The 12,479-nt window shown below is 59.6% G+C and carries 16 protein-coding genes; 2 read left to right on the forward strand and 14 right to left on the reverse strand.

What is annotated here, in order from left to right:
- Positions 1-52: 52 nt before the first annotated feature.
- The 14 genes from LIY45_RS05800 to LIY45_RS05865 form a co-directional block, all read right to left on the reverse strand.
- Positions 53-634 carry a phage tail assembly protein gene (locus LIY45_RS05800; protein ID WP_226475639.1) on the reverse strand — a complete coding sequence of 194 codons (582 nt, stop codon included), beginning with the start codon at positions 632-634 and terminating at the stop codon, positions 53-55.
- A 51-nt stretch (positions 635-685) separates the two neighbouring features.
- On the reverse strand, positions 686-1,192 hold the full coding sequence (locus tag LIY45_RS05805; protein WP_093205539.1) for a phage major tail tube protein: 507 nt from the start codon (positions 1,190-1,192) through the stop codon (positions 686-688).
- Positions 1,192-2,358, reverse strand: coding sequence for a tail protein (locus tag LIY45_RS05810; protein ID WP_010170109.1), 1,167 nt, complete (start codon positions 2,356-2,358; stop codon positions 1,192-1,194). The genes LIY45_RS05805 and LIY45_RS05810 overlap by 1 nt, the downstream gene beginning before the upstream one ends.
- 2 nt (positions 2,359-2,360) lie before the next feature.
- Positions 2,361-2,534 carry a hypothetical protein gene (locus LIY45_RS05815; protein ID WP_003208665.1) on the reverse strand — a complete coding sequence of 58 codons (174 nt, stop codon included), beginning with the start codon at positions 2,532-2,534 and terminating at the stop codon, positions 2,361-2,363.
- Positions 2,535-2,618: 84 nt separating this feature from the next.
- Positions 2,619-2,855 carry a tail fiber assembly protein gene (locus LIY45_RS05820; protein ID WP_026078306.1) on the reverse strand — a complete coding sequence of 79 codons (237 nt, stop codon included), beginning with the start codon at positions 2,853-2,855 and terminating at the stop codon, positions 2,619-2,621.
- 9 nt (positions 2,856-2,864) lie between these two features.
- Positions 2,865-3,617: a hypothetical protein gene (locus LIY45_RS05825; RefSeq protein ID WP_017480142.1), complete on the reverse strand. Its 753-nt coding sequence runs from the start codon at positions 3,615-3,617 to the stop codon at positions 2,865-2,867.
- A gap of 70 nt (positions 3,618-3,687) precedes the next feature.
- A complete protein-coding gene (locus LIY45_RS05830; RefSeq protein ID WP_017480141.1) occupies positions 3,688-4,230 on the reverse strand; it encodes a hypothetical protein in 543 nt (180 codons plus the stop codon).
- Positions 4,227-4,955 (reverse strand): phage tail protein I, encoded by a 729-nt coding sequence (locus tag LIY45_RS05835; protein WP_226475640.1) that lies wholly within the window; start codon positions 4,953-4,955, stop codon positions 4,227-4,229. The genes LIY45_RS05830 and LIY45_RS05835 overlap by 4 nt, the downstream gene beginning before the upstream one ends.
- Positions 4,952-5,947, reverse strand: coding sequence for a baseplate J/gp47 family protein (locus tag LIY45_RS05840; protein WP_226475641.1), 996 nt, complete (start codon positions 5,945-5,947; stop codon positions 4,952-4,954). Before LIY45_RS05840 ends, LIY45_RS05835 begins: the two co-directional genes overlap by 4 nt.
- Positions 5,944-6,276, reverse strand: coding sequence for a phage baseplate protein (locus tag LIY45_RS05845; protein ID WP_010170122.1), 333 nt, complete (start codon positions 6,274-6,276; stop codon positions 5,944-5,946). Before LIY45_RS05845 ends, LIY45_RS05840 begins: the two co-directional genes overlap by 4 nt.
- 12 nt (positions 6,277-6,288) lie before the next feature.
- Positions 6,289-6,897, reverse strand: a complete 609-nt coding sequence (locus tag LIY45_RS05850; RefSeq protein WP_226475642.1) for a phage baseplate assembly protein V — start codon at positions 6,895-6,897, stop codon at positions 6,289-6,291.
- Between the two features lie 3 nt (positions 6,898-6,900).
- Positions 6,901-7,416, reverse strand: a complete 516-nt coding sequence (locus LIY45_RS05855) for a hypothetical protein (protein ID WP_226475643.1) — start codon at positions 7,414-7,416, stop codon at positions 6,901-6,903.
- Positions 7,417-7,438: 22 nt separating this feature from the next.
- Positions 7,439-7,777 carry a phage holin family protein gene (locus LIY45_RS05860; protein WP_226475644.1) on the reverse strand — a complete coding sequence of 113 codons (339 nt, stop codon included), beginning with the start codon at positions 7,775-7,777 and terminating at the stop codon, positions 7,439-7,441.
- A gap of 595 nt (positions 7,778-8,372) precedes the next feature.
- Entirely contained in the window at positions 8,373-9,107 is a 735-nt protein-coding gene (locus tag LIY45_RS05865; RefSeq protein ID WP_226475645.1) for an XRE family transcriptional regulator, read from the reverse strand.
- Positions 9,108-9,304: 197 nt separating this feature from the next.
- Here LIY45_RS05865 and mutS point away from each other — a divergent pair, with 197 nt between their 5' ends.
- Together mutS and fdxA are read left to right on the forward strand one after the other, a co-directional pair.
- On the forward strand, positions 9,305-11,896 hold the full coding sequence (gene mutS / locus LIY45_RS05870) for a DNA mismatch repair protein MutS (protein ID WP_226475646.1): 2,592 nt from the start codon (positions 9,305-9,307) through the stop codon (positions 11,894-11,896).
- 142 nt (positions 11,897-12,038) lie between these two features.
- Entirely contained in the window at positions 12,039-12,362 is a 324-nt protein-coding gene (gene fdxA, locus LIY45_RS05875) for a ferredoxin FdxA (protein ID WP_226475647.1), read from the forward strand.
- Positions 12,363-12,479 lie beyond the last annotated feature (117 nt).

Consider the following 12,479-nt stretch of genomic DNA (forward strand, 5'->3'; position numbering starts at 1 on the left):
TCCAGGATTTCCGCTTCGTTCACCGAGTAAACCAGCGGCACGACGTCGAGGATTACTTCGATGTCGCGCTCCGAAAGAAGGCCGCCGGTTGATTTAAAAAATCGTCGATGCGCTCCTGCAGTTCGGTCCAGTCGGGCACGGTCAGGTCCGCCAGGTCGGGGATCATCAGGCCGGAACAATGGGCAGTGATGAATTCGGCGCGCTCCTTGGCCGTGGTGAGTTTTTTCATCACTTTGGTGGCGCGCAGGGCAGGCATTTCCAGGGTCACGTCGGTCAGGGTCCGGCCCGCTGCGTTCAGCGGCAGCAGCAGCTTCACCTGTTCGGTGATGCTGGAGTCGCCAGGCTCGCGGGACTCGTCCATGAAGAACGAGGCCGGGCGGGTCGACATGTCATGCACGTATTGCGCGATGGTCACGTAGTCCGGACGCTTGAGTTGGTCGAGTTCTTTTTCCGACAGGCCGGTGGCGAGTTTTGCCAGTTCGAAAAACTGGTCGTCCTCGTCATCACCGGCCCGGGCCAGCGCGTCTTTTTGCGCGGCGTAGAACAACGGCTTGAGTTGAATTTGCTCGATCGTCGCGCCAGTGTCGGCGGTGATCGGCGACAGCAGGAGGTGCAGCGGAGGCATCCAGGCCATGAGTCAATTCCTTGGTGAAGTATGGGAGCGGGCAAACCCGCTCCCGGGGGCTTACGGCATCAGTACCGCGCGGCGGGCATCGCCGAGAATGTCGACGCCGTTGAGCACGAACTTCTGGGTACGCACGTCGATGTCGATTACCGGGATGCCGTTTTCCAGGCGGTTGTAGGTGCGGCAGGACAGCTCCAGGGTGGTGGTCGCCTTCTCACCCATCTTCAGCTTCGCTTCCTCCAGGGATTTGAGCTTGCCGCCGACGGTGTGATAGGTGAAATAGGTGCGGCCATCCTGGTCCTGGCCGGCTTCACGCACGTTCAGCAGAATGTCGTCACCCAGGCGCACGCCCAAGGCCAGCATGATTTCCGGGCCGGCGCCTTGCAGGATCAGCTTGGCATTCAGCACCTTGGCGCTCTTGGCCATTTCCTCGGCGATAAAGCGTCCGCCGGCCATGGCTTCCATCTCGAACTCAATCTTCGGCGGAGTGAATTCTTCCACGGTTGCGGACAACGGCAGGCCTTGAAGGGTGGCCGCAATGGCCTGTCTTACACGGTTGGTAAACATTAGAGAACGTCCTCCAGGAACTGCTCGATGATTTCATCGCGGGCGTTGAGTTGATAAATCATGTGTTCGTTCGGCGCGTAGCGGCCGTAGTCGATGACGATGAACCAGGTGCCGTTCTTGTACTTCTCGACACTGTTCAATTCCGGGTGCAGGTACACGCTGCCGCCAGGAATGGTTTCGTCGGCCACCAGGGTTTGCAGCCAGTCGTTGATGCGCTTGACCTCCTGGTCCATGAACGACTTGGTGAGGTTCTTGGCCATGGCTTTCTGGCCGGCCTTGACCAGCTTGCGGCTGATCGCATCTTCCAGGCCCACGTAGCTGATGAACTTGCCGGTAATGGAGCGGTTACCCAGCAGCGAGAAACCGCCGAGGATGGTGCGGGCGTAGTAGCTCACGCCGTAGCGGTTAAGAAGGTCGCCTTCGGTGGAGGTGTCCAGGATGTTGTACTCAACCACGCGGGAAACGTCTTCGGCGAAGGTCACCTGATTGCCCGGGCTTTCCCACTGCTTGACCTTGGCCAGTGCAGCGATGGCCAGGGACGACGGGGCCAGGAACACATTTTTCTTCGCGGCCTTGGAGTACACCGACGGCATGTTGTGCACCAGCAGGCAACGGTCGAAACCGAGGTCGGCACCGCCCAGTTCGCCGCTGTAGGTCACCTGGTCGGCGACGGTTGCGTCCTTGCCATCCAGCACCACACGGGCCTTGATACGTTTGCCGAAGGAGGCGAATTCGCCGGCCACGGCTTTGGTGCCGGTGAATCCCGGGGCGCCGATGATGGTCAGGTCTTCGGGGACGCTGGCCAGGGCGGCGAGGCCCAGTTTGCGGCCGGTGACCGGCTCTTCACCGCCGATTACGTTATTGAGGGTGTCGGCCGGGGTGGTGCCCTCGTCGACGATCACCACGTAGACCGGCACCTTGACCACTTTGAGGATCTGGTACACGGCGTGGAACAGCGTGCCGGTTTCAGCGCCGGTAGGGTCCAGCAGCGCCTGGGTGGTGAAGCTGTTGATGCGGAACGGGGCGTTTTTAGGGATCGACGCGTGGGCGTTGGGGGCAGTGCCCACCAGGCCGATGACGTTATCGCCCAGGCCACCCATAGCCTCGGGGGATTCGGTGGCATTCACGGTGATGCCGTTGTGCTCGAAGTTCAAAACCTCAGCCATGATCAGTCAGCCTTCTTCGGGGTGGAGTTGAGGACGCTGGTGAGTTCCAGGCGGCCAGCGGTGCGCAGGGCGGATGCTTCGACGTCCAGCAGTTCCAGTTCCTCGCCGGCGGTAGACCAGTGGCCGTTGCCGGTGGGGAATGGAATGAGGACGGTGTAGGTTTGGCGGTTAAACATGAGTGGAATTCTCCGGGTGAAAAACGCCAAAGCCCCTGCGAGAGGGGCTTTGTGCGGGCGAAAAAAAACCGCTTTCGCGGTGGGTTACTTCAGAAACTCAGGTTTAGGGGGCCATACGACGGCATCAGGATCGCTCCCTTGATCAGGAATATCTCGCAGCCCCTGGCGGTAGGCCACGAATGTCGCTTTATTTTTATCCAACATTGGATAGTCGGGCATAGCCGCATAATCACTTGCGGATAGATCCTGATCACGAGCGCTACGAATTACTTGCCACTTAATAAGAGGATGAAGTTCAGCAGGCACAAAAATTGGTTTCATAATTTCTCCTTAGCTCAAAGCCAACATAGTTCCCCAGTCGCCGGGACTGGTAACCACACCGGTGCACGCACCTGCCAACATCACTTCGACAATACCGGAAGCGGAAGTGCGCATTGGATGAAGGTGATAATAGGCGCCAAACAGTTCAGTGGGGGCGACAACCGTCGAACACCAGCGCCACTTACCCTTTTCTGCCCCTACACTCCATGCACCGGAAATTGACCCCTCCAAGACACGGACAAAAGCGCCCAATGTGATATAGGAATTTAGTGGCACCGCGCCTGTGCCATTAGCAAGCGCCGTGTCAACCGTATAAGGAAAAGCGAGCCAGGGACTGACGTCTGCGGTTGCCCATTTCAACTGCCAAACGTTTACAATAGTTCGCCAATATTCACTGGCCCTGATATCAAAACCCGGAAACTGCTCACGCACGTCTGCTTGAACTTGAAGCATGAAATCCACATCAGCCTGCGGACGGCCAGTGGCTTGAGAGACGGTGGTGATTGAACGAAGCTTATTGCACGTAACCTCCCCATGAATCCCCCAATTATCGATCAACTTTCCGTCAGCACTGGGATACAAATTGAAATTTTTAGTCACCGCAAGCCTTGGCAAGCGGCTTTTAAGATCCAGCAATTGTGCATCATAGGCGCGCCGAGCTTCTGCAATCGCTTTATCAATTTCCCCGACCTTGCCAGTAACTACGTTGGTAAGACTATTCGCTGCGTTGACGACTGCAGCAAGTTGCTGTTCTGTACTCAAAATACGATCTCCTTATCTTCTTTGATCACTTAGTAAAACCTCACTGGTCAAAACCAAATAAACCTTACATCTAAAAAGCGCTATCTTTACTCTCAAGTTGCATCACACGAAGCAAGAGCCCGACCCCCCTGGCCATATTATCGACACTGGCAGCGGCCAATGTCGCCAGCTCATCGACCAACAACACATTCAGATTTTCACTCCCCACCACAATCGTCACGCTGTCCGCCGGCAACGGCGAAATATCCAACGTGAACTTCTGCAGCACCCGAGCCGCCGCCGCTTTATACGTCAGCAACTTCCCTGCCACGGAATACACCGCCAACAAGGTTCCACTGGCGAGGTAAAAACCGAACTCGCCTATCTCATACTCAGCCTCGCCATCAAACAGCGCCGCCATCCTGAGTTGTCGGTCGCCCAAGTCCTCGTAGTCCACAATGGCGACCCGTTGGCGCTCGTCACGCAGGGCCACTTCGGTGCCGTCGGGGTTGTAGCGGCCAGTACCGGCGCCAATGTGGGTGATTTCGCCTTTCAAGCCCTGGTTCTTTGCCTGCAGCACTTCATCCAATCCCTTGGAGGTGAAGCGCACCAGGCGTGTAATTTCATCTGTCATGGCTGCGCCCTGAGGTCGTAGTCGTTAATGGTGTAGTGCCGGGCTACCCCGGCACTGTTAAGCCGGGCCGCCAGCCCGAATTCAGGCAGTACGCCGCACAGCTGCAACTCGCCATCGCTGAGTGGTGTGTGCGCCACGCTGCTGCAAGCAAGTACCCCGTGCAGCTTCACCTCGGGTAATGCCCCGGGCTGGCTCTCATCGCCGATGCTCAACCCTGGATCAGCGGCTGCGGCAACACGTAAGCCCTGGGAGGTCTCGTGCACGATGGTGATGGTGGCCAGGTCCCGCTCGCTCTTGGCCGCGTTGATGCGGCGGATCAAACGGTTGTGATCGCCACTGGACCAACTGCGACCGATGATTGCCTGCACATCAAAGGTGTAAGGCAGACCAGTTGGCCGCTGTTGATACCAGGCGCTGATATTGGGGGTGAACCCCAGCGATTCGACCGCATAGCTCAGCGCCTTGGGCGTACCGGCCTGACGTTGGATCTGCCAGGACAAGGCCACAGTGAGGCGCTTCTCCGACTCGCTGGCAGCGGCGTCCCATTCACTGACGCCGCGATCAGCGGCCAGGTAGGGAAGGAACTCAACCGGCGTTTGCAGCGGGTTCATCAAGGCGGGAAAGGGTGGTGTGACTCGGTCGAGTAACTGTCCAAAACCCAAGTCCAGTGCCTTCTCCAACGGCGAACTGTTGGCGGGCAGCAAGCTGCCTTTTGGCTCGTTCATAGCGTGCGCACCTCCACCTCGACACCCATGCAATACGGGGCCTGGAATGCCGTGGTGACGATCGGCTCCAGCGGCTCAAGAATGTGCAGTTGCGCAGCGCCCGCCGAGTGGATGGCGTAGTCGATCCAGCTCGGGTCCACCCGCCCTTCTAGGCGATGACAAGATTCTGCATAGTCTTGCAGCAGTTTCTGGGCGGCGACTTGAGTGAGCCCGGAATCCGGGCCAGCGTTGATCTTCGCCACCACGCGGATTTTGTAACGCAGGATCTGAGCCGCCTGCACCGTGACGAGATCCGTTTCCGGTCGCACATCAGGCCGGGCGAAATGCCGGCGTATACCGTCGAGTAGATCCGCAGAGGGTGTGCCATCCCCGTCTCGGGACAGGACCGTGACCATCACTTCGCCAGGTGCGGTGCGACGGCCGTTGCCATCCTTGACCCGCGCCGCGTAGCCGTCCGGGTCGAAGGTATAAGTGACCGTCACCACACCCGGCGTAGCACTTTGCACTTTCACTGATGGACGTTCACCGAGGGTGAAAACCTCCCGCCGATACTGCATCCGCGAACCCGCCGCCGGAGCGTGAGGCGCGAGGTAATAACGCAACCGGGCATCGTCGTCGCTCTCCAACGTCGGCGGCACGGGCGGGAAAGCCGCCGGGTCACCAGGGTCGAGCACCTGACGCTCCAGGCCCATGTCGGCAAGGCGTGCGTCGAGGTTGCTGCCGGTGGCCCACCACGCCAGCATCTGCTTGATGCGGGCGTTGTATTTACGCTCGTGGGTTTGCAGGCGAACGCAGAAAGCTTCCAATGCCAGCGTCAGCAGTTCGCTTTCGTTCTCCAGGCTGACCTTCAGTTTCGCGGCATTTTCCGGCGCACGAGTGGCGACGTAATCAACGACAAACGCCTTGAACTCCGCCAACAGTGGCTCGAACTCATCGACGGCAATGATCGCTGGCTCAGCCAACTGGTTCTGGCCGGGTATCAGCATGCTCATGTCACCACCTCGAAGGTTTGTTTGCGGTTTTTCCAGGTGCCGGCGAAGCGCAGCAACAGGCCGGCGCCCTGGCGGTTGGCGACGATGACTTGCGGTTCGAAGTCGGCGATGCCGTTCTGCGGGTTGTAGAACGCCTGGGCGGCATGGCTCTGGGCGAGAATCAGCAGGTCATCGCCGAGGTTTTGCCCGAGCAGCTGCGGGATCATCGAGCCGTACAGCGGACGCTTCTGGCGAGTGCCCAAGGGCGTCGTCAGCGCTCGGGTGGCGCGCTGGACGAATTGCAGCCAGTCATCGACCGCCGCCCCGGTGTTTCTATCGATTCCGATCATGGGATGTCCTTATCAGGGGCTGATGAGTCGACCTTGGTGATCCACCACCGGGCCGCTGAAGTGCGCACCGCCGGCGTCCAGCAACAGGCTTGTACCGCCAACTTGCAGCGTGATGCCCTCGGCGCTCATCGTCAGGCTGGCGGCGCCGACCTTGACGTCGACCTGTTCGCGGGAACCGATGAACGTCGTCGGGCCGTTGACCCAGTTGAAAGTGTGGCTGGCGTCGTCGTAGTCACTTTGTGTGCCGTCTTGATGGCGGCGCCGGGTCAGTGTCGGAACACTGGAGACCGGCGGAAAACGGTCGCTGTTCAAGCCGAACAAGGCCACCGATTGTGCCCCGCCCTCCCCGCCGCCGTAGTTGAGCAGCAAGCATTGTTCGCCCACTGACGGGATGCGGGTTTCCGTCTGCGCACCGGCGCTGGGGTTGAAAAAGCGGATCGCCGGCGTGAGCAGTTCACCGTGGCTGACCTTGCAGGTATTGCTGGCCGCGTCGACCTCCTGGCACACGCCGATGCGGCAAAAACTTTCGGCGCGTCGATACAGGTCTTCGAGCTGGCTTTCCATTTCCGCCAGTCGCTCGACAATCGGTCCCAGTTGCATGCGTAACATCGCGTCGAACATGGGCTACTCCGCCAGCGGCTTGTATTGGTCGGGGTCGTCGATGTTCGAGACTTCCCAGGTGCAGGCGAACAGCGGTTGGCCTGTGGGATCATTGAGCAGCGGCGGTCCGATATAGAGGGTTTGGGTGAAGCTGACGGTCCAGGTGTCGTAGTCCGTTTCTGCGGTGGTGCCTATTGAGGGTGCAGCGACGATATGGGTCGGCAGGTCGCACTGCTCCTGCGGCAGGTTCCAGCGGTTATCCAGCACCAGGTCCATCAGTTGGCTGGCCAGGTCGCAGGCATCAAAGGGCAAGGCACCCGGAGCAACCATGGCCTTGAGTGAAATCCCCAGGGCGTGGGCCTTGCGCCCTTCGCGGGAGCGAATGCCCGGGCCATTGCCTTCGACCGTGATCAACACACCGGTGTTATCCGCAGTGCCCTGGAAGTCCTGATGATTGCCGACCTTCAGATTCGGAAAGGCAACGCGCAACGCCTCGTTGATGGCCTGGGGCAGTTGGGAAGGTTTTTCGATGAGTGTCATTTAAGTAGCGTCCTTGCAACGGTTACTGCGGGTCCCGGCCGGTGCCTTCGTTGACGCCGATGCGCTTGGCCGCCCAGCGTTCATAAAGGCCGATGGCCACGTCGGCACCGGCCATGGCGGTCAGGCAGCCAATGGCGCCGGCCGTCCAGATCGACATGCCGGCGGCGTAGCACAGCATCAGGGCGGATACCCCGCACACCATGCAGGCCCCGGAACGCAGGGCCAGGCGCCGCACCAGCGACCAACCGCGGGCGCCCTCCTTGTCGGCGCGCCACATTTCTCCGGATACACCGCCGATCAGGGCCAGTGCGATCACCAACCAGATAGGCATTTCCGCTAACGCTTGCTGCTCGTTTGTCATGTCACGCCTCCTGGCTGAGCATTACCGGCGCAGTGCCGGGTTTTGGGTAATTCCATTTATAGGTAGGCATTCCAAAAAGCCCGGTTGCCCGGGCTTTTCAGTAATGATTTCCTCGAACTTTCGGCGCTACTGGCGCGGTACGGTTCTTTCCTCAATGTTTTTCCGACCACGATCCCTGTCTGCCGGATAACTGCTTCTGGTGCTTTACGCTGCACACCCGGGCCAGTTGCCAACCCTCTGAACCGTTAAGGCCGGTTCATCGCTGCCTGTTCTTGAAGCGGTTTGAAACTAAAGAGCGTCGGCATCCTTGCCGGTGTTGCCTGGCATCCGTGCCATCGCTTCGATGGCGTCCTTGCCGGTGTTGCGTAACGTCCTTGTCTTCCTTGGCAGCATCCTTGCCGCCTCCACCAGGCCTTCTTGGCTGGCTTGAGACGAAGAATATGCATGTATGCATATACAGTCAATGCACAAATGCATTTATTTTTGCGGCGCATATGCACGGATGCATTTGCAGCCTTATGGGCAAAGGGTTTGGTGGTTTTGCACGGACGAAAAAAAGCCCGCTCATTGGCGGGCTTTGTCTTACGAAGAAAGGTTAGCGGGCGTACATGCCCCACCAGAAGACGTGACCGAGGATGCTGATCTGCTCATCCTGGATGTCCTGGAAGCTGTAGTCCTCATCCGGGTGTTCATCGCGGTTGAAGCTGCGCAGGCGAATCCCCGACGGCAGGCGGTAGAGCTGTTTCACCCGCAGTTGGCCATTGTGATTGATGGCATACAGGTCGCCGTCGACGATGTCACCAATCCCGCACTTGCCGGCGTTGACGCCGACGGTCGCGCCGTCACGCAGCACCGGCAACATACTGTTGCCACGCACCGTGACGCACTTGGCCTGGTCGAACTGCACCCCGTTATGCCGCAGGCTGCGCTTGCCGAATCGCAGGCTGGCCTTCTCGCTTTCCTCGATGACGAATCTTCCTGATCCAGCAGCCAATTCAACCTCGCGCAGAAAGGGGATCGACACCTCGTCATCATTAACGGGCGTGTCGTCGTCCCACAGGCTTATGTCCTTGAGTTCCGAATGCATCGGGTCACGCTCGTCCGCCCGCGCCGGCACCAGCCCTGCGCGCCCGCGCAGTTGATCGGTGCTGACCTGAAAGTAATCGGCGATGCGTGAGATGTGCTTGTCCGACGGATCAACGATCTTGCCGCTGAGGATCCGGGACAATGTGGATTGAGGCACGCCGGTACGCCGGTGAAGCTCCGTGGGGGAGATCCGGTCGCGGTCCAGCAGCTCTCTTAAGACGATAGAAACGTTGCGTTTTTGCATAACGCGGATAGTGCAGGCAGTTTTGATGCTTGGCAAATGCTAATTTGCATATTTAATGCATTGATTCCAAGATTTACCTGACCGTTTGTGAACTGCGAAGCCCCGACCTCGCGTGTTAACCTTGCGCCCATTGCAAAAAATGCTGGGCCAAGCGCCCCCTTTGCCCCATCACTTTCAACGAATTTGCTAACTATCCAATGAGTAAAAACACTTCCGATCTGTCCTCCCACACCCCGATGATGCAGCAGTACTGGCGCCTGAAAAACCAGCACCCTGATCAGTTGATGTTCTACCGCATGGGCGACTTCTACGAGATCTTCTATGAAGACGCAAAGAAGGCCGCCAAGTTGCTGGACATCACCCTGACCGCGCGCGGACAGTCGGCCGGGCAGGCGATTCCGATGTGCGGGATTCCTTATCATTCGTTGGAAGGTTACCTGGTCAAGCTGGTGAAGCTGGGCGAGTCGGTGGTGATCTGTGAGCAGATCGGCGACCCGGCCACCAGCAAGGGCCCGGTTGAACGTCAAGTAGTGCGCATTATCACGCCGGGTACGGTAAGTGATGAGGCGCTGCTGGATGAGCGTCGCGACAACCTGATCGCGGCGGTGCTGGGGGATGAGCGGCTGTTCGGCCTGGCGGTGCTGGACATCACCAGTGGCAATTTCACGGTATTGGAAATCAAAGGCTGGGAAAACCTGCTGGCGGAACTGGAGCGCGTCAACCCGGTGGAGCTGATGATTCCAGATGACTGGCCAAAGGATCTGCCGGCGGAACGTCGCCGTGGGACCAAGCGTCGCGCGCCGTGGGATTTCGAGCGGGATTCGGCACTGAAAAGCCTGTGCCAGCAATTCTCCGTGCAAGACCTCAAGGGCTTCGGTTGCGAGTCCCTGACCCTGGCCATCGGCGCCGCCGGTTGCCTGCTCAGCTACGCCAAGGAAACCCAGCGCACCGCCCTGCCCCACTTGCGCAGCCTGCGTCATGAACGCCTGGACGACACCGTGGTGCTCGATGGCGCCAGCCGCCGCAACCTGGAACTGGACACCAACCTGGCGGGCGGTCGCGACAACACCCTGCAATCGGTGGTCGACCGTTGCCAGACCGCCATGGGCAGCCGCTTGCTGACCCGCTGGTTGAACCGTCCGCTGCGGGATTTGACCGTGCTGCAAGCCCGTCAAACTTCTATTACGTGCCTGCTGGATCAATACCGTTTTGAAAAGCTGCAGCCGCAGCTCAAGGAAATCGGGGATATCGAGCGGATCCTGGCGCGGATCGGCCTGCGCAACGCGCGGCCCCGCGACCTGGCACGCCTGCGGGATGCCCTCGGCGCCCTGCCGCAACTGCAAGCAGCGATGACTGAACTGGAAGCGCCGCACCTGCAGCAGCTTGCCGTCACCACCAGCACCTACCCGGACCTGGCGGCGCTGCTGGAAAAAGCCATCATCGACAACCCGCCCGCGATCATCCGTGACGGTGGCGTGTTGAAGACCGGATACGACACCGAGCTGGACGAACTGCAATCCCTGAGCGAGAACGCCGGGCAGTTCCTGATCGATCTGGAAGCCCGCGAAAAAGCCCGCACCGGCCTGGCCAACCTGAAAGTCGGCTACAACCGCGTGCACGGCTACTTTATCGAGTTGCCGAGCAAGCAGGCCGAGCAGGCGCCGATCGATTACCAGCGGCGCCAGACCCTCAAGGGTGCCGAGCGCTTTATTACCCCGGAACTTAAAGCGTTCGAAGACAAGGCACTGTCGGCCAAAAGCCGCGCCCTGGCTCGAGAGAAGATGCTCTACGAGGCCTTGCTCGAAGACTTGATCGGCAAGCTGGCACCGCTCCAGGACACCGCCGCCGCCCTGGCCGAGCTGGACGTGCTGAGCAACCTGGCCGAGCGCGCCCTGAACCTTGACCTGAACTGCCCCCGCTTTGTCAGCGAGCCGTGCATGCGCATCGAGCAAGGTCGCCACCCGGTGGTGGAGCAGGTTCTGACCACGCCGTTCGTCGCCAACGATCTGTCGCTGGACGACGATACTCGCATGCTGGTGATCACTGGTCCGAACATGGGCGGTAAATCCACCTACATGCGTCAGACCGCATTGATCGTACTGCTGGCGCATATCGGCAGCTTCGTGCCGGCGGCCAGTTGCGAACTGTCCCTGGTGGACCGCATCTTTACCCGGATCGGCTCCAGCGATGACCTGGCCGGTGGCCGTTCGACCTTTATGGTGGAAATGAGCGAAACCGCCAACATCCTGCACAACGCCACCGAACGCAGCCTGGTGCTGATGGACGAAGTGGGCCGCGGTACCAGCACCTTCGACGGGTTGTCCCTGGCGTGGGCGGCGGCTGAGCGATTGGCACACCTGCGGGCGTATACGCTGTTCGCGACGCACTACTTCGAGCTGACCGTGCTGCCAGAAAACGAGCCGCTGGTGGCCAACGTGCACCTCAATGCCACCGAGCACAACGAGCGCATCGTGTTCCTGCACCATGTGTTGCCCGGGCCGGCGAGCCAGAGTTACGGCCTGGCCGTGGCGCAGTTGGCGGGCGTACCAAGTGAGGTGATCACTCGCGCCCGCGAACACCTCAGCCGCCTGGAAGAAACCGCCCTGCCCCACGAGATTCCCGTGGCCAGCCCGGCCAAAGCCAGCAGCAAACCCAGCGCGCCACACCAGAGCGACATGTTCGCCAGCCTGCCTCATCCGGTGCTGGATGAATTGGCTAAGCTTGACGTGGACGACTTGACCCCGCGAAAAGCGCTCGAAATGTTATATGCACTGAAGACTCGGATATAACGCAGACGCGTGCAAGCTGGTAGACTCTCGCGCGGTTTGGGATGCTGCGGGCTTTTAGCCTGGCCTGCAGACTATCGCTCCCGAACCTCGCGAGCCCTGCCACAAAGGGTTTCGCTGCCGCCGCCTGAGGAGAAAATTAGAAATGACCTTCGTCGTCACCGACAACTGCATCAAGTGCAAGTACACCGACTGCGTAGAAGTGTGTCCGGTGGACTGCTTTTACGAAGGCCCGAACTTTCTGGTCATCCACCCGGACGAGTGCATTGACTGCGCCCTGTGTGAACCAGAATGCCCGGCCGTCGCGATTTTCTCCGAGGACGAAGTCCCGACAGAGATGCAGGAATTTATTCAGTTGAACGTTGAGCTGGCGGAAATCTGGCCGAATATCACTGAGCGCAAAGACCCGATGCCGGATGCGGCGGAGTGGGATGGCAAGAAAGGCAAGATTGAACACCTCGAGCGCTGATAGCGTCGATGCCCTCTTAAAGGCCCCTTGCGGGCCTTTTTGCATTTCTGCGGGACGGGGTTCACTTTTCTACGGGCAAAAAAAAGGGGCGGTATGACCCGCCCACATTTTTTCCCT

The sequence above is a fragment of the Pseudomonas sp. MWU16-30323 genome (assembly GCF_020515595.1).
In the GTDB taxonomy this organism is placed as follows: Bacteria; Pseudomonadota; Gammaproteobacteria; order Pseudomonadales; family Pseudomonadaceae; genus Aquipseudomonas; species Aquipseudomonas yamanorum.